Raw genomic sequence first — 17404 nt, forward strand, 5'->3', positions numbered from 1 at the left:
TGACGCATATCACGGCTCCGGCGGCAATCCTGTGATCAACGAGGGGTAGCGAAATGAGCAGTAAGGAAGCCGCCGCCTGGACACTGTCCGGGTTCGGCGACGAAATCGATCCGGATCCGGCTGTCCAGGCCGCGGTGCTGCTGGCGCTGGGCGCCCGGCACATCGAGGTCCGCAGTGCGTGGGGCACCAATGTTGCCGATTTCGACGCCGACACCACCTCCCGCCTCAAGGGAATCCTGGCGGACAAAGGGCTGAAGGTCTCCGCCGTTGCCTCGCCGATCGGCAAGGTGGACATCTCCCTTGACCCTGACCACGAGGTCCAGCGCCTCCGGAAGGTCATCGGCGTGGCCCGGGAGCTGGAGGCCCAGTACATCCGCATCTTCTCCTTCTTCCGCGCCGAGGGGCAGACCCCCGAAGGCATCCGTGACGACGTGCTGACCCGCATGAACCTGCTGGCCAAGGAAGCCGAGAGCGCCGGCGTCGTCCTGGTGCACGAAAACGAAAAGGACATCTACGGGGACATTCCGGAGCGGGTCCTCGACATCATCGAATCCGTCGGCTCGGAATCCCTCAAGGTCGCCTGGGACAACGCCAACTTCGTGCAGGTCGGCGTGAAGCCCTACACCGACGGCTACACTCTGCTGCGTCCGCACCTGGAATACCTGCAGGTCAAGGACGCGATTGCCGCCACCGGCGAGGTAGTGCCCGCCGGACAGGGCGACGGCGAACTGCTGCAGACGCTCACGGCGCTGCGCGACGACGGCTATGCCGGCTTCGCCTCGCTGGAACCCCACCTGGCCAGCGCCCACGAACTCGGCGGATTCTCCGGCCCCGAAGCCTTCGGCCAGGCCGCCCGCGCCTTCGCCGACCTGACCCGAACCATTGGAGTAGAACTGGCATGAACAGCACTTTCATGAACCGCAAGATCCGTTTCGCGCTCGTCGGCGCGGGCATCATCGGCACCCACCATGGCAAGGTCATGAGCGAACTGGCCGCCGACGTCGAACTTGTAGCAGTGGTGGACCATGACCGGGAAAAGGCGGAAAAGCTGACCGCCGAACGGGGCGGCGAGGCCTTCACCTCGCTGACCGAGGCGCTCACGGCCGCAGAATTCGACGCCGTAGCGGTTTGCACGCCCACCGGCGCGCACGGCGAGGTGGCGATCGAGGCCCTGGAGGCCGGCAAGCACGTAGTGATCGAAAAGCCGGCCGAGGTCACGCTCGAGAAGACCGATGCCATCATCGCTGCTGCCAAAAAGGCCGGGACCAAGGTCACCGTCATCTCCCAGCACCGCTTCGACCCATCCACGGAGATCGTCATCGACGCCATCCGCAAGGGGGAGCTGGGCCGGCTGACCTCCGGCATCGCCTCCATCGACTGGTGGCGAGGCCAGAACTATTACGATTCCGGCGCCTGGCGCGGAACCTGGGAACTGGACGGCGGCGGCGCCCTGATGAACCAGGGCGTCCACACCGTGGACCTGCTGGTCGCCGCCATGGGCCGCCCCGTCGAGGTCTTCGCCTACACGGCCACCCTGGCGCACGAACGCATCGAGGTCGAAGACGTCGCGGCCGGCGTCGTGAAGTTCGAATCCGGCGCGCTGGGTATCCTCCACGGTTCGACGGCGGCGTTCCCCGGCCTGAGTGCCCGGCTGCAGGTCCACGGCGACAAGGGCTCAGCCATCATTGACAGTGACCAGCTCACCTACATCCATACGACGCCGGCCGGGGCCGAGAGCGACGAGAAGTTTTTCGGCGCCGCGGGCCGGCCGACCAACCAGGTGGACCGGTACGCCCTGCCGGACGGCTCCATGCCCTCGGCCGGCAGCAACCCCGGCCAGCTCTCCGACGCGCACCGCTACCAGTATGAGAACTTCCTGGCCGCACTGCGGGGCGAGGAGGAGATCCGGGTGGGCCTGGCGGAGAACCGCCAGTCGATCAGCGTCATCCTGGGCGTCTACGAATCCGCCCGCACCGGCAAGCCGGTGCGCCTAGCCTAGTCCGCCCCCAGCAGTACCAAGAGCAAGGAGAGTCAACGATGACAGAGCAGGACCGGATGCGCAGCCCGCGCATTGCCGCCAACCCCATTCCGTACTGGGCCCGTGACGGAAAGGTGGATAAATCCCGGGCAGTTTTCGAGGCGGCCTTCCGGGATTTCCAGGACATCGGTTTCACCGCGGTCAAGGCGGATATTCCGGAAGGGATGAGCGCGGCGGAGTATGCGGACTGGATCGGCGGCTACGGCCTGGCACCGTCGCTGAGCCTGTTCAATTCCGCTTTCGACGAAACCGTGGACATGCGCGCCGAGGTGGAGAAGGCCAAGGCCTTCGCCGCGGGCCAGCTCGAGCTGGGGCTGGATCGCACCATGGTCTCCTCGGTCTTTGTGCCGGCCCGCATGCAGCAGCCGGCCGTAGGCGCCGATTTCCGCGAAGAGCGGCTGAAGCTGGCCATCGACAATGTGGGCGCCATCTGCGAGGTGTTCCAGGCGGAGGGGCTGCGGCCGCTGCACCACTCGCATATCGGCGGAGTGTTCGAGACGGAGGAGGAGATCACCCGGCTGCTGGATACGCTCGGCGCGGATGTGATCGGCGTCGGCCCGGACACCGGGCATCTGCGCTGGGCCGGGATCGACCCGGCGGCCTTCATCAGCAAGTACGCCGACCGGATCGGCGGCATCCACATCAAGGACTGCTTCGCGGACTACCTTGAGCCCGCCTCCCGGGAGGGCCTGAGCTACTTCGACGTCAGCGCCACCAAGCGGCTGTGGGCTGAACCCGGCTACGGCGTTGTCGATTTCGACGCGGTCATGACGGCGCTGCCGGAGGACTACGACGGCGACTACATGATCGAGGTCGACCAGCCGAGCGTTGACTCGCTGCACGAATCCCACCGGCTGTCCTTCGAATGGGCCACCGACTTCCTGGGCCGGGACGCGTCATGACCCGCGCGGCCGTCATCGGCTGCGGCGACGTCTCAACGGTGCATTTCGAAGCCCTGGCCCGGATGCCCAACGTTGAGCTGGCCGCGGTCGCGGACACCCATCCGGGCCGGCTGGCCGCCGCGGAAGCCGCCCACGGCGTCGCCGGGTACGGCGATTACCGGACCCTGCTGGATCAGGTGCGTCCCGACGTCGTCCATCTCTGCACGCCGCATGACCAACATGCCGCGCTCGCCGCCGACTGCCTGGAACGCGGCATCAACGTGATCCTCGAGAAACCCCTGGCCCACACCCTCGCGGAGGGAGAGCGACTGGCGGAGGCCGCCGAACGCAGCCGGGCCCGCATCGGCGTCTGCTTCCAGAACCGCTACAACGACCCGGTCCAGGCCATGCACCGGCTGCTGGCCTCCGGTGAACTGGGCGCGGTCCATGGTGCCTCCGCAACGGTGCTCTGGCACCGCTCCGCCGACTATTACCGCGACCGCCCCTGGCGCGGGCGGTGGGAAACGGGCGGCGGCGGGTTGCTGATGAACCAGGCCATCCACACCGTGGACTTGCTCCTGTGGCTCCTCGGCGACGTCGTCGAGGTCAGCGGGAGCGCTGCGACGCGCCTGCTGGGCGATGTCATCGAGGTGGAGGACACCGCGGACATGGTGCTGCAGCATGCCGGCGGCGCCCGCAGCGTCCTCTTTGCAACGCTGGCCAACGTGGTCAATTCACCGGTGACCATCGACGTCACCACCGAACGTGCGACGCTGAGCCTGCGCAAAGGCCTCACCGTGACGTACGAGGACGGCCGGATCGAACAGGTGCCTGAGCGTACCGCGGCGACCGGGGGACGAGGCTACTGGGGCGTCTCCCACGAACTGCTGATCCAGGACTTCTACGCCCTGCTGCAGGACCCGGAGCCGTTCTGGATCAGCCCGCGCGAGGCCCTGAAGTCGCTGCGCATCGTCCAGGATGTCTACGCCCAGAGCTATGGGGATCGGCAGCGGCTCCCGCAGCCGGCGGCTCTGTAGCCGGCCTTCCGCCGGCTGAATCACCTCCACCGCATCGCGGCGCCTCGGGGTCCGGGGCGCCGCTTCGGCGTGCCTGGAGGTGCTGCCCGGCAATGGATTGCCAAGCCGGAGCTGACAATGAAGTTAGGTTCGGCCCGCAGGGTTCCCCATGAAAGCAGTGGAATCCGTTGAAGTTGTCCTGCCCCGGGACGCGGTGGACCGGTTGCCGCGCGAATTCAGCGGCGGGCAGCGCCAGCGCGAGGCCATCGCCCGGGCCCTGGCGCTGGACCCGAAGCTGATCGTCTGCGACGAACCGGTCAGCGCGCTGGACCTGTCCACGCAGGCCATGATCCTGGGCCTGCTGCTGGCGATCCAGCGCCCGCTCATGGCCTCCCCGGTCACGGATCCGGACCGCCAGGCCGAGCGCCGGACCGAACGCCGCTGGCTGGCCGCGGCCCAGCGGGAGGAGGGCCAAAGCGAGGAAGCGCAGTCGGCGGCGGCCTGAGGCCCGTGCTGCACTAAGCTGGCAAGTGACGGCGCAGCATTGCCGCCGTCGTTGGTTATCACGTAACGCATAGAGGACCAATGTGACCGCCCCTGCCCAGACACCGCCGTCCGAGCCGGACGAGTCCGGCTCCGCCCGAAAGTCCCGGGCCGCGCTGGAGCAGGCGCGGACCGCCAAACGGGAGCGGGCCGGGAAATCCTCGGCGACGATCTATGACATCGCCAAACTGGCCGGCGTGAATCCGTCCACGGTCTCCCGGGCGCTCAGCAAACCCGGCCGGATCAGCGCCAAGACGGAAAAGAAGATCCAGGACGCGGCCAGGCAGCTGAACTACCGGGCGAACCCGTTCGCCCGGGCGCTGCCCACCGGCCGGACCAGCACCATCGGGCTGATCGTCGCTGACATCACCAATCCGGTGTTCTTCGACATTGTCCGCGGAGCCGAGGGGGCAGCCGCGGAGCGGGACTACACGCTGCTGCTGGCGGAGTCGGCGGAGTCGGCCGAGACGGAAGTGCTCATCGCGCAGCGCATGCTCGCCTCGGTGGACGGCTTGGTCCTGGCGACCCCGCGCCTGGCGGACGGCCAGATCCAGGAACTGGCGGCCGAAAAACCGGTGACTGTCATCAACCGGATCGTGGCAGATGTGCCCTCCGTCGTGGCGGATCTTGACCGGGGCATCGGTGAGGCCGTCCGGCACCTGGCCCAGCTGGGCCACCGGCAGTTGGTTTTCATTGCCGGTCCCGAGCGCTCGTGGATGTCCCGCAGTCGCTGGGCCAGCATCCAGGAACGCTGTGAATGGAGCAACATCGCCGTCACCCGGATTCCCGGGGAGTCCCCCACGGTCGACGGCGGCCGCCGGGCCGCGGCGCAGGTGCGCGCCAGCGGTGCCACCGCCGTGATCGCCTACAACGACCTGATGGCGATCGGCCTGATGCAGGAGCTGATCGGCGCCGGCTTGGCCGTGCCGGATGACATCAGCATCCTGGGCTTCGACAACATCTTCGGCGCGGACTTCACCACTCCGCCGCTGTCTACCATTCGTTCTCCGCTGCGCGAGGAAGGCCGCAGCGCGGTGCGCCGTATCCTGGACGAACTCGGCGATGTGCCCGGCGGGGACCAGGCCGGGGAGCCGGTGGAGCTGGCTACCGAACTGGTGGTCCGCGGTTCGACAGGGAAGGCTCCGGCCGCGGTGTAGGGGTGTTTTTGGCACTGAGCGGACATATTTTTGCACTATTCGGACCTGAGCGGCCGCTGCTGCCCCACTCCCGCCTGTGACTGGGAACACTTGAAGCAACACGTTTCACCAATCAAGTCCAGGAGAACCCCCCATGTCTGTTGTTACTGATGTCATCGCCGCCGAAAGGAAGACCGCCGTACGTGGACCACGGCATGCGGATCGGATCTTCGGCCGCCGGTGGACGCCGGAGCAGCTGCACGCCCTGGCCGCCAAGGACCAGGAGGTCCAGCGTCATGTGGAGTACGGGGCGGCACGAATCGCCCTGAGCGGCCGTGCCCACGCCGTGAACGCTGACCGCATCCGGTCGATGGTGGTCGAAGCCATGGGAGGAGTGTGCGGAACGTACTGGATGTTCACGGCCTTGCAGATGGCCCAGTCGGCACTGGCCAACCCGCACCTGCTGAACCGTGCCCAGTACGACCTGCTGGTTGCACCTCTGGAAGCCGCCGAAGCGGTGGCGACCCGGGCCGATGGAGCCATCGCGGCGTAGGCCCCGGTCCCGCCCCTGGTTACCGCCCCTCCAGTCCGGAGATCCTGCCGCTGCCCCCCAGGCGGCAGGATCTCCTTCCCCCACCCCGTCCCGGAAACGGGACACAGCCAGTTGTCGGAAAACCGACGGAAGGATCGCCATGTTGAATACTGCATCTTCAGCCCGCATCGATATCACTGCAGCAAACGTGGCTGAAGCTGATTATTTGTTGGACCGGGCCGCCAGGAGCCTGCAGCGGCAGGCCGCCGGCGGCGATCGGCGGGGCATTCTTGCCATCCGCCGTGGAGCCGGCCGATACACGCTCGAACTGAGCGATGCAGTGCCCTATGGGATGACCCGCGAGCTTTTGGCATAGAAATTCGACGGGTCCCCTGCGCTGGCGGGGTAGCCGAAGAGTGGAAATGGAAAGGAGGCTAACCCATTCCTTTCCATTTCCAATTTATGCCCCGCAAGGGGGCCTGCGGCAAGCCCCGGGCCGTACCGCATAATCGCTGAACGCCAGAACCTAGGAAATGGCAGTAGCGAAATGCGTGTTGTTGACGTATGGATCGCGCGGGGACACCGAACCCCTGGTGGGGCTCGCCGCCCAGCTCGTCGCCGTCGCCGCCGAGGACAGTGATGCGCTGGTTGCGACCGGCGTGATGCCGACCGGAGCGTGGCGATGACCGAGCCTGCGGTGGTAATCGTCGGCGGAGGGCCGACAGGGCTCATGCTGGCGGGCGAGCTGGCGTTGGCGCGACCTCGTCACCGCCGACGGTCCGCTGCAGGTCTTCACCCTGCTGCACGGTGCCCGGCCGGTGCTGTTCAACGTCGGCGAGCCCGGGGGCATCGACATCACTCCATGGGCAGATCGGGTTGAGTTGATCGATGCCGAATACGTTGGAACGTGGGAGCTTCCGGCACTCGGGGCGGTCACTGCTCCCGCCGCCGGGTTGATTCGGCCCGGCGGATATGTGGCCTGGGTGGGAGACCTAACCCAGCTGGGCCACGCTGACGCGCTAACCACTTGGTTCGGACCGCCTACCGCGGCGTAGCGCTGCTTGGTTGCCTGGGTGCGGGCGGCAACTTTTGGCAACCGGTTGACAAAGTCAGTGATCGGCACCACGATTGGATGCATGTCAACGTCGATCGCCGCCGACCCGAATCGGCTCCTCCCCGCAGATCCCGGCACCCGTGCCATCGCCAGGAATCTCCTAGGCCTGGTGGAGAACCTGCCCATCATCTCGCCGCATGGCCACGTGGACGCGGCCATGATCGAGAAGGACACCCCCTTCCCGGACCCCGCCACGCTGCTGATCAGCCCGGACCACTATGTGACCCGGCTGATCCATGCCAGCGGCGTGCCGCTGGACCAGCTGCGGGTCGGCGGCAGCACCGCCGTCGAGCCCCGCGAAGTCTGGCGCCGGTTCTGCAAGGCCTGGGCGCTGTTCGACGGTACCGCGTCCGGCTACTGGCTGCGCTCCGAGTTCGTCAACGTCTTCGGCCTCGACGACAGCAAGATCAGCGAAGCCAACGCGGACGCGATCTACGACCAGCTCCAGGCCAAGCTGGACGAGCCCGGCTTCCGCCCGCGCGCGGTGTTCAAGGACTTCAACATCGAGGTGCTGGCCACCACCGACGACCCGCTCGATGACCTCGCGGCGCACGCGGCGCTGGCAGCGGACCCGACCTTCGAGGGCCGGGTGCTGCCGACATTCCGCCCCGACGCCTACATCAAGTTCTACGCCGCCGGCTGGGCGGAGCGCGTGGACCAGTTGATCGCCGCCGCCGGCGACGGCCGGACCGGCTACGAGGGCTACATCCGGGCGCTGGAAAACCGCCGCCAGTACTTCCTCGAGCACGGCGCGGTCTCCTCCGACCACGGCGCCCGCACGGCGCAGACGCTGAAGCTGGACGCCGCCGAGGCGAAGGCCCTGTTCGAGAAGGCGCTCCGCGGCGAGGCCACGGCCCAGGACGCGGACGTCTTTGAAGCGCACATGATGTATGAAATGGCGCGCATGGCCGTGGCGGACGGGCTGGTCATGACCCTGCATCCGGGTGTCTACCGCAACCACCACCCGGAAACATTCGCCCGGTATGGCGCGGACACCGGCCACGACATTCCCTTCGCCACCAACTACACCGAGGCGCTGCAGCCGCTGCTGGCCGACTTCGGCACGGCCGAAGGCTTCCACTTCATCCCGTTCACGATCGATGAGACGGTCTTCTCCCGCGAGATTGCGCCGCTGGCCGGCTTCTACCCGTCGGTCTTCATCGGCGCGCCGTGGTGGTTCCTGGACGCTCCGGACGCCATGCACCGCTTCCGGTCCGCGGTCACCGAGACCGCAGGCTTCTCCCGGTCCTCCGGCTTCATCGACGACACCCGCGCCTTCTGCTCCATCCCGGCCCGCCACGATGCCTCCCGCCGCGTGGAGGCCGGCTTCCTGGCGCGGCTGGTAGCCGAGCACCGGATCACCGAGGAACGTGCCGCCGAAATCATCGTCGACATCGTTGACGCCGCACCGCGGAGGGCCTTCAAGCTGTGACTGCCTCATCTGAACAGAAAACCGCTCCGCGGCCGCTGAACCGCAGCACGTACGACGCCGGGTCCCCGGCTCCGGTGCGGATCGTCCACATTGGCCTGGGCGCCTTCCACCGCGCCCACCAGGCATGGTACACGGACCAGGCCGATGCCGGCCGCGAATGGGGCATCGCCGCGTTCACCGGGCGCAGCCCCAAGGCAGCCGAGGAGCTGAACAGCCAGGACGGCCTGTACACGCTGATCGAGCGCACCGGCGAGGGGGACAACTTCTCGGTGCTGCGCAGCATCGTGGAAGCGTACGACGGCGCCGACCTCGCCTCCCTGAGCCGGCTGGTCGCCGCCCCGGCCACCGCGATCGTCACCATGACCGTGACCGAGGCGGCCTACTACCTCGGGGTCGACGGCCGCCTGGACCTGGCTTCGCCGGTGGTGGCCAAGGACATTGCCCTGCTGCGTGCCGCCTGGGCCGAGGGGATGACGACCGACCCCGGACGGGAAGTTCCCGCCACGGAGTCAGGTGACGGCTCGCTGGCCCCGCTGTCGGAAGCGCAGCCCGGGGACACCGGCCGGGAACGTCCGGCCAGCATGGCCGCCCGCCTGGTGGTCGGCCTCGATGCCCGCCGCCGCGCGCAGGCCGGCCCCATCGCCGTCGTCAGCTGCGACAACCTGGCCGCCAACGGCACCGCCGCCCGTCATGCGGTCCTGGGTACCGCCGCGGAGGTGGACGAGGCGCTGGCCGCCTGGATCGACGCCAATGTGTCCTTCGTGGACACCTCGATCGACCGGATCACGCCCCGCACCACGGAGGCGGACATGGCGGACGTCGCGGAGGCGACCGGCTACGCCGACGTGAGCCCCGTGGTCACCGAACCGTTCCGCAGCTGGGTCCTGTCCGGGGACTTCCCCGCGGGCCGGCCGCGGTGGGAGGACGCCGGGGCGGTCTTCGTGGACGAGATCGAGCACTTCGAGCGGCGGAAGCTGTGGCTCCTGAACGGCGCACACTCCCTGATGGCCTACTCCGGGCAGCTGCGCGGCCACGAGACCGTGGCCCAGGCCCTGGCCGATCCGGCCTGCGCCGGCTGGGTGGAGGACTTCTGGAACGAAGCCGCCGCCCACCTGACGGAACCGGAACTGGATGTGCCGGGCTACCGGAGCGCGCTGCTGGAGCGGTTCGCCAACCCGCGGATCGCGCACTACCTGGCCCAGATCGCCATGGACGGCAGCAGCAAGCTGCGCATGCGCGCCGTGCCGGTCCTCAAGGCGGAGCGGGCGGCCGGGCGGACGGGCGCGGGTGCGGCGCGGATGATCGCGGCCTGGATCGGGTTCCTGGCCGAAGCCGCGCGGAAGGGCGAGCAGATCCGCGACGCCGACACCGCGCGGATCGGCGATGCCCTGGCCCTGCAGGGCCGCGCCCGCACCGCGGCCCTGGTGGGACTGCTGGACGCCGAACTGGCCGCCGAAGCCTCCGTGCTGGAGCTGATCGAAGGCTTCGCCGGTACATTTTCCTGACGCTTCCCGGGTTTCCGGGAGCGTCGATGGAGGCCGGACCGCACCGGTCCGGCCTCTTTCCAGCAATGGATGGCAACCGCTTGCCATGAGCTGCTGGTTGTGACTAAGATGACTCCAACCAAGTTTCAGCCCGGTGTCCGGACTCCTTCCGACCGGGTGCAGCCGCAAGGACGCAGCGAAAGGCGAGCAATGCTGAAGCCCCAGAACAGCCCCACCCGTGAACTGATCAACCTCGACGGCCTGTACGCCTTCAAGGTCGATTTCGATCGGGCCGGCCACCAGGACCAGTGGTTCGCCGGGAAACTGGACACGGACCTGGAAATGGGTGTTCCGGGCAGCTACAACGATGTCTTCGCCGACCAGAAGATCCGCGACCACGTCGGCTACGTCTGGTACCAGCGCGAGGTCCGTGTGCCGCGCGGCTGGACGGGGGAGCGCATCCATCTCCGCCTCGACTCCGCCACCCATGAGGGTATGGTCTACGTCAATGACACGCTGGTGGCCGAGCATGTGGGCGGCTATATGCCCTTCAGCGCGGACATCACCGAGCACGTCACGCCCGGGGAGGCCTTCCGGCTGACCATCGCGGTCAACAATGAACTCACCCAGGCCACCATCCCGCCGGGCACCATCGAGGTGACCGAGGACGGCCGCCGCCAGCAGAAGTACCTGCACGATTTCTACAACTACGCCGGCCTGCACCGCTCCGTCTGGCTGTTCAGCACTCCCGCCGTCACTGTGGACGACATCACCGTCGTCACCGATTTCGACGGCAGCAAGGGCATCGTCAACTACCGCACCGTTCTTGCCGGCGGCAAGGGCAGCGAGACCGTCAAGATCCGCATCAGCGATGCCTCCGGCCGCGAAGTGGCCACCGCGGAAGGTGCCGAGGGCACCGTGGAGATTGCCGACGTCGTGCTTTGGAAGCCGGGGGCTGGCTACCTCTACAACCTCACCGTGGAGGCGTACGACGGCGGGATGCTGGCGGACAGCTACACCCTGCCTTTCGGTGTCCGCACCGTGGAGGTCAGGGGCAAGCAGTTCCTGATCAACGGCGAACCGTTCTACTTCACGGGCTTCGGCATGCACGAGGACCACGTGGCGATCGGCAAGGCCCACAACAACACCATGATGGTCAACGACTTCCAGTTGCTGGAGTGGACCGGGGCCAACTCGTTCCGGACCTCGCACTACCCGTACGCGGAGGAGGTCATGGAATTCGCAGACCGCCACGGCATTGTGGTGATCGACGAAACCGCCGCAGTGGGTCTGCACCTGGGCTTCGGCGCCGTCTTCGGCTCCATGGCCAAGAAGACCTATGAGGCCGGTGCCGTCGATGACAAGACCGCCGCCAACCACCGGCAGGCGATCGAGGAACTGGTGGCCCGGGACAAGAACCACCCGTCGGTGGTGATCTGGAGCATAGCGAACGAGCCGAACGGTTCGGAAGAGGGCGCGCGGGAGTACTTCCAGCCGCTGGCAGAGCTGACCCGCCGGCTGGATCCCACCCGTCCCGTGGGCTACGTGAACGTCATGTTCGACAACCCGGACAAGGAGGTTATCAACGACCTCTTCGACGTGATCATGCTCAACCGCTACTACGGCTGGTACCTGCACAACGGAGACCTGGCCACCGCGGAGCAGGAGCTCGAAAAGGAGCTGCTGAAGTGGGAAGAGAAGTACGGCCAGCCCATGATCATGACGGAGTACGGCTCCGACACGATGCCCGGCATGCATTCCATCTACGAGCAGCCGTGGAGCGAGGAATACCAGGCCGACTTCCTGGACATGTACCACCGCGTCTTTGACCGGGTGGAGGCTATGGTCGGCGAGCATGTCTGGAACTTCGCGGACTTCCAGACCTCTGTCGGCGTACTGCGCGTTGACGGCAACAAGAAGGGAGCGTTCACGCGCGACCGCCGGCCCAAGGCAGCGGCCCATCTGCTGCGCGAGCGCTGGACCAACTTCAGCAAGTAAGCCGGACAAGGCAGTCCGGAACCGGGTAAAGGAGCCCAACATGACAACACCGAGCGCAACCACACCGCGGAAGGGCGAGGCCTTGGCCCCGCTGCCCAAGCGGGCCATCTTCGGCTATGGTGCCGGGGACGCCGCGAACAACCTGGCGTTCACTACGGCCACCATGTTCCTGCTGGTCTACTACACGGATGTCGCCGGTATTTCCGCCGCGGCCGCCGGTACGCTGCTGCTGGTCGTCCGCATCTTCGACGCCTTCGCCGACGTGTTCGCCGGCCGGATGGTGGACCGGACCTACACCAAGAGGTGGGGCAAGTTCCGGCCGTTCATCATGTTCGGTTCCCTGCCGCTGCTGCTGCTGAGCGCGGCCACCTTCCACGTGCCGCAGATCGGCGAATCCGGCATGCTGATCTACGCTTACGTCACGTACGCCGCGCTGGGCCTGGCCTACAGCCTGGTCAACATTCCGTACGGTTCCATGGCCGGTGCCATGACCCAGAACCCGAAGGAACGGGCCAAGCTGGCCAGTGCCCGCACCATGGGTGCGCTGCTGGTCAGCGCGGCGCTGGGCATCTTCGTGGCCCCGCTGCTGGGCGGCGACCGGGACCTGCAGCCGGTCTTTACCGTTGTCACCCTCAGCTTCGTGGTCATCGGCTTCGCGCTCTACATGTTCACCGTCTTCACTGCCAAGGAACGGGTCCACCGCGAGGTGCCCAAGGTCTCCATGCGGCAAAGCCTGGGCACGCTCAAGGGCAACCGTCCGCTGCTGATGCTGTGCGTGAGCTCGCTGCTCTTCCTGACCGGCTACCTCGCCTTGACCACGGTCCAGATCTACTATTTCCGCGACGTGCTGGGCCGGCTGGACCTGTACCCGATGGTGTCCATTGGCCAGATCATCCTGACGTTCGGACTGGCGGCCCTCATGCCCAAGCTGGTGGCTGCCTTCGGAAAGCGATCGATGTACATGGCCGGCGGTGTGGTCGGCATTGCCGGCGGCCTGATCGTCTTCTTGACCCCGCCCACGCTGGTCTGGCTCGGCTTCGCCGGCATCCTGGTCAGCCTGTGCGGCGTTATCATCGTCAACATCCTGGTCTGGGCGCTGGAGGCTGATACCGTCGAATACGGCGAATGGAAGACCGGGGTGCGGTCCGAAGGCATCGTCTACGCGCTGTTCAGCTTCACCCGCAAGACCGGCCAGGCGCTCGGCGGCGCGGTGGCTGCCTACGCCCTGGCCTGGGGCGGGTACAACGCGCAGGCCGAGGTCCAGACGGCACAGGCCATGACCGGGATCCAGGCTGCCGCGGGGCTGCTGCCGGCGGTCCTGACCCTGCTGGCCGTCGTCGTGATGGTCTGGTATCCGCTCACGGATGCCCGTCATGCTGAAATCGTCCACGATATCCAAGCGCGGCGCGCCGAGCGCTCCTAGCCTTTTCCTCCCGTAGTTTCCCCCCCGGATGTTGAAAGGAACACCGTGAAAATCATTGCAGCTGACGTCATCGTCACCAGCCCGACCCGGAACTTCGTGACCCTGAAGATCACCACAGACGAGGGCATCACCGGCCTCGGTGACGCCACGCTCAACGGGCGTGAACTCGCCGTGGCGGCCTACCTCAAGGAGCACGTTGCCCAGCTGCTGATCGGTAAGGACCCGCACCGGATCGAGGACACCTGGCAGTTCCTGTACCGCAGCTCCTACTGGCGCCGCGGCCCCGTCACCATGGCGGCCATCGCCGCCGTCGACATGGCGCTGTGGGACATCAAGGGCAAGGTCGCCGGCCTGCCGGTGTACCAACTGCTGGGCGGCGCCTCCCGCAACGGACTGCGTGCCTACGGCCACGCCTCCGGCACGGACATCCCCTCGCTGTTCGATTCCATCCGCCAGCACCTGGAGGAGGGCTACAAGTCCATCCGCGTGCAGACCGCTGTGCCGGGTATCAAGGCCGTCTACGGCGTGGCCGCCCAGGCCCAGGCCTCGGGCGAGCGCTACGACTACGAGCCGGCCGGCCGCGGCGCCTTCCCCACTGAGGAGGACTGGGACACCCGGGCCTACCTGCGCCATCTGCCGACCGTATTCGAGGCCGTGCGCAACGAGTTCGGTCCGGACCTGCCGCTGCTGCATGACGGCCACCACCGGATGACCCCGATCCAGGCCGCCAAGCTGGGCAAGGCACTGGAACCGTACGATCTGTTCTGGCTGGAGGACTGCACCCCGGCGGAGAACCAGGAGGCGCTGCGCCTGGTCCGCCAGCACACCACCACGCCGCTGGCCATTGGCGAGATCTTCAACACCGTCTGGGACTTCCAGACCTTGATCAAGGAACAGTTGATCGACTACGTGCGCGCAGCCTCCACGCACTTCGGCGGCATTTCCCCGCTGAAGAAGGTCATGGACTTCGCCGCTCAGTACCAGGTGAAGTCCGGCTTCCACGGCCCCACCGACATCTCCCCGGTGGGCTTCGCCGCTCAGCTGCACGTGGGCCTGGCCATCCACAACTACGGCATCCAGGAGTATATGCAGCACTCGGACAAGACGAACACGGTGTTCGAGCAGTCCCTGGTCTTCAACGACGGCTACCTGCACCCGGGCGACAAGCCGGGCCTGGGCGTAGAGCTGAACGAGGAAGCCGCTGCGTCCTTCCCCTACCAGCAGGCCTACCTGCCCTACAACCGCCTGATCGACGGCACTGTGCACGACTGGTGATCTGACCTTTTGCGGCGCTGCCGGTCTTTCCATGAAAAGACCGGCAGCGCTTTCGTCGTTTAACCCCGCGTCCCGCTCTTGAAATCAGAGCGGTACTGCGCCTATAGACTTGGGATCATGACCTCTGCACTGAATTCCGCGGTCGATATTGCCGCCGCCCGTGCCCGCTTGCTGGAACTGATCAAGGAGCTCGCTGTGGTGCGCGGAAAGGTCACGCTGTCCAGCGGGGCCGAGGCAGACTACTACATCGACCTGCGGCGCATCACGCTGCACCACGAGGCCTCCCGGCTGGTGGGCCAGGTCATGCTGGCACTGCTGGATGAGGCCGGGATCGAATTCGAGACCGCCGGCGGCCTGACCATGGGCGCCGATCCGGTGGGTACGGCCGTCATGCATGCGGCGAACAGCGCCGGCCGGCCGATCGACGCCTTCGTGGTCCGCAAGGCGCAGAAGTCCTACGGCATGGGCCGTCAGGTGGAGGGTCCGGACGTTAAGGGGCGTTCCGTCGTCGTCCTTGAAGATACCTCCACAACGGGAGGTTCCGCCCTGACCGCGGTCGAAGGCGTGCGCAACGCCGGCGGCGAGGTCAAGGCCGTGGCGGTGATCGTGGACCGCAACACCGGGGCCAAGGAGCGGATTGAGAAGGAGGCCAACGTGCCGTACTTCTACGCTTTCAGCAAGGACGAACTGGGCCTGGACTGACGCCGATGGCGGGTGGTGCCTTTGCATAACTCGGACCACGCACGGAAGCTGCGCTACGCCGCCGACCTGCAGCGGATGTCGCGCCGGTCCTTCCTGACCGGATCCGCGCTGACCCTTGGCCTGGCGGGGGACATGTTCGTTACCCGTGGGATCCAGGAGCGGCGCAAGCAGATGGAGATCCTGCAGCTGCCGGACGACTCCGCGCGCCGCCGGTTCCCGGAGGCCGGCTGGCTCCTCTTTCCCGGCTTCAAGACCAGCTGGGAGGAAGCCCTCTGGATCCTCAATACGCTGAAACCTGCCCTGCATCTGCGTGGCCAGATGGCCGCCGTGGGGTATTCCAATGCCGGACTGGACATCGCCGAGATCGTGACCGCGGTGGAAACCTATGTCAGGGACAACAGGATCCGCACGCTGTACCTCTACGGGCACAGCTTCGGCGGGATGGTGGCCGTGGAAACGACGGCGGAGCTGCGCCGGCGGGGCATCAGCGTGGAGTTCATCCTGCTGGACTCCAGCCCGCGCAGCCGGTTCGACGTGCTGGACCGGACGTGGTTCGACCGCGTGGTCTTCCTCTACGAGGCCGGAGCCCGCATTCCCACTCTGGTCCGCGGGGCGTACGAGCTGGGGGAGCGGGTGGCGCACAAGAACGAGCGGACCTGGCCGCAGATCATGGACCAGACGCTGGAGCAGCTGTCCCCGCTGGCGCCGTCGAGCGTGCTGATCCAGTCCGAGTCCTCGTACATTTACCACTTCCAGTCCCATATCTATGCCGACTATCTGGGGGACACGAAGATGGCATTCATCGGCAACCCGGACGACAGGACCGTCAACTATGACACGGCCCGGGAGGGCTGGGAGCGGACGTTCCCGCGGAACATAGTCCCTCCGTACCTGGTCACCGAGGGCGCCCGGCCGGCGCATGCCAGTCCGCAGTGGAACGGGCGCATCTACCGGGAAGTCATCTCCGAGCTGCTGGACACGCACTTTCCGATGCCGTCCGACGGCGTCCGGAAGGTCGCGCAGTAGAACCGCCTGAGCTGCCGGAGCAGGTCAGAGGTGCTCCAGCAGGTCCGCAACGGATTTGATGACCTGGTTGGGCCGGAACGGGAAGGCCGCGATGTCCTCCATGGTGGTAATTCCGCTGAGCACCAGCACGGTGTGCAGGCCCGCTTCCATGCCGGCAATGATGTCTGTGTCCATGCGGTCGCCGATCATGGCCGTGGTCTCCGAGTGCGCGTCGATCTGGTTCATCGCGGACCGGAACATCATGGGATTGGGTTTGCCCACGATGTACGGATCGCGGTTGGTGGCTTTGGTGATCAGCGCGGCGATGGCACCGGTGGCCGGCAGCGGACCTTCCTGGGACGGGCCGGTGGCGTCCGGATTGGTGGCGATAAAGCGGGCGCCCTCGAGGATCAGCCGGATCGCCTTGGTGATCGCCTCGAAGGAGTAGGTGCGGGTCTCGCCGAGGACTACATAGTCCGGCTCCTGGTCGGTGAGGATGAAGCCCGCCTCATGCAGCGCCGTCGTCAGCCCCGCCTCGCCGATCACGAACGCCCGGCCGCCGGGCATTTGGTCCTTGAGGAATTCGGCGGTGGCCAAGGCTGAGGTCCAGATGTTCTCCTCCGGAATCTCCAGTCCGGAGGACCGCAGGCGGGCCGCGAGGTCGCGCGGGGTGTAGCTGGAGTTGTTGGTCAGCACCAGGAAACGCCGGGAGGTGTCCACCCACCGGCGGATCAGTTCAGGGGCGCCGGGGATCGGATGGTTTTCGTGGACCAGCACACCGTCCATGTCCGTAAGCCAGCACTCGATGTGTTCGCTTTCACGCAT

General features: G+C 66.8%; 16 protein-coding genes and 2 pseudogenes. 17 read left to right on the forward strand and 1 reads right to left on the reverse strand.

The features are described 5' to 3' along the window. Positions 1-53: 53 nt before the first annotated feature. The 17 genes and pseudogenes from AC5RWU_RS04670 (at position 54) to AC5RWU_RS04750 (ending at position 16600) form a co-directional block, all read left to right on the forward strand. Entirely contained in the window at positions 54-902 is an 849-nt protein-coding gene (locus tag AC5RWU_RS04670; protein ID WP_494030005.1) for a sugar phosphate isomerase/epimerase family protein, read from the forward strand. After that, positions 899-1999, forward strand: a complete 1101-nt coding sequence (locus AC5RWU_RS04675; protein ID WP_494030004.1) for a Gfo/Idh/MocA family protein — start codon at positions 899-901, stop codon at positions 1997-1999. Before AC5RWU_RS04670 ends, AC5RWU_RS04675 begins: the two co-directional genes overlap by 4 nt. Positions 2000-2037: 38 nt before the next feature. Then, complete coding sequence (locus tag AC5RWU_RS04680) at positions 2038-2940, forward strand: sugar phosphate isomerase/epimerase family protein (protein WP_494030003.1); 903 nt, start codon at positions 2038-2040, stop codon at positions 2938-2940. Next, positions 2937-3956 carry a Gfo/Idh/MocA family protein gene (locus AC5RWU_RS04685; RefSeq protein WP_494030002.1) on the forward strand — a complete coding sequence of 340 codons (1020 nt, stop codon included), beginning with the start codon at positions 2937-2939 and terminating at the stop codon, positions 3954-3956. Before AC5RWU_RS04680 ends, AC5RWU_RS04685 begins: the two co-directional genes overlap by 4 nt. A gap of 169 nt (positions 3957-4125) precedes the next feature. Continuing rightward, a pseudogene (locus tag AC5RWU_RS04690) lies at positions 4126-4440 on the forward strand (ATP-binding cassette domain-containing protein); the annotation flags it as partial. Positions 4441-4522: 82 nt separating this feature from the next. Further along, positions 4523-5635 (forward strand): LacI family DNA-binding transcriptional regulator, encoded by a 1113-nt coding sequence (locus tag AC5RWU_RS04695; RefSeq protein ID WP_494030001.1) that lies wholly within the window; start codon positions 4523-4525, stop codon positions 5633-5635. Positions 5636-5768: 133 nt separating this feature from the next. Then, on the forward strand, positions 5769-6167 hold the full coding sequence (locus tag AC5RWU_RS04700) for a hypothetical protein (protein ID WP_494030000.1): 399 nt from the start codon (positions 5769-5771) through the stop codon (positions 6165-6167). A gap of 139 nt (positions 6168-6306) precedes the next feature. Next, positions 6307-6522: a hypothetical protein gene (locus AC5RWU_RS04705; RefSeq protein WP_494029999.1), complete on the forward strand. Its 216-nt coding sequence runs from the start codon at positions 6307-6309 to the stop codon at positions 6520-6522. A gap of 181 nt (positions 6523-6703) precedes the next feature. Then, the gene (locus AC5RWU_RS04710; protein WP_494036912.1) at positions 6704-6832 is read left to right on the forward strand and encodes a hypothetical protein; all 129 of its coding nucleotides are present in this window, start codon (positions 6704-6706) and stop codon (positions 6830-6832) included. An 84-nt stretch (positions 6833-6916) separates the two neighbouring features. After that, positions 6917-7201, forward strand: a pseudogene (locus tag AC5RWU_RS04715) (aromatic-ring hydroxylase C-terminal domain-containing protein); the annotation flags it as partial. An 81-nt stretch (positions 7202-7282) separates the two neighbouring features. Next, complete coding sequence (gene uxaC, locus AC5RWU_RS04720) at positions 7283-8692, forward strand: glucuronate isomerase (RefSeq protein WP_494029997.1); 1410 nt, start codon at positions 7283-7285, stop codon at positions 8690-8692. Next, a complete protein-coding gene (locus AC5RWU_RS04725) occupies positions 8689-10197 on the forward strand; it encodes a mannitol dehydrogenase family protein (protein ID WP_494029996.1) in 1509 nt (502 codons plus the stop codon). The genes uxaC and AC5RWU_RS04725 overlap by 4 nt, the downstream gene beginning before the upstream one ends. A 189-nt stretch (positions 10198-10386) precedes the next feature. Further along, positions 10387-12174 carry a beta-glucuronidase gene (gene uidA / locus AC5RWU_RS04730; RefSeq protein WP_494029995.1) on the forward strand — a complete coding sequence of 596 codons (1788 nt, stop codon included), beginning with the start codon at positions 10387-10389 and terminating at the stop codon, positions 12172-12174. A 40-nt stretch (positions 12175-12214) separates the two neighbouring features. Next, positions 12215-13597, forward strand: coding sequence for a glucuronide transporter (gene uidB, locus AC5RWU_RS04735; protein ID WP_494029994.1), 1383 nt, complete (start codon positions 12215-12217; stop codon positions 13595-13597). 45 nt (positions 13598-13642) lie between these two features. Beyond that, complete coding sequence (manD, locus tag AC5RWU_RS04740) at positions 13643-14872, forward strand: D-mannonate dehydratase ManD (protein ID WP_494029993.1); 1230 nt, start codon at positions 13643-13645, stop codon at positions 14870-14872. Between the two features lie 117 nt (positions 14873-14989). Continuing rightward, positions 14990-15574 carry an orotate phosphoribosyltransferase gene (pyrE, locus tag AC5RWU_RS04745; protein ID WP_494029992.1) on the forward strand — a complete coding sequence of 195 codons (585 nt, stop codon included), beginning with the start codon at positions 14990-14992 and terminating at the stop codon, positions 15572-15574. Between the two features lie 15 nt (positions 15575-15589). Then, positions 15590-16600, forward strand: a complete 1011-nt coding sequence (locus AC5RWU_RS04750) for an alpha/beta fold hydrolase (protein WP_494029991.1) — start codon at positions 15590-15592, stop codon at positions 16598-16600. 24 nt (positions 16601-16624) lie between these two features. On the opposite strand, the gene AC5RWU_RS04755 is transcribed toward AC5RWU_RS04750, so the two are convergent. Beyond that, on the reverse strand, positions 16625-17404 hold the full coding sequence (locus AC5RWU_RS04755) for an HAD-IIA family hydrolase (RefSeq protein ID WP_494029990.1): 780 nt from the start codon (positions 17402-17404) through the stop codon (positions 16625-16627).

The sequence above is a fragment of the Arthrobacter sp. B0427-1-12 genome, from assembly GCF_059092905.1.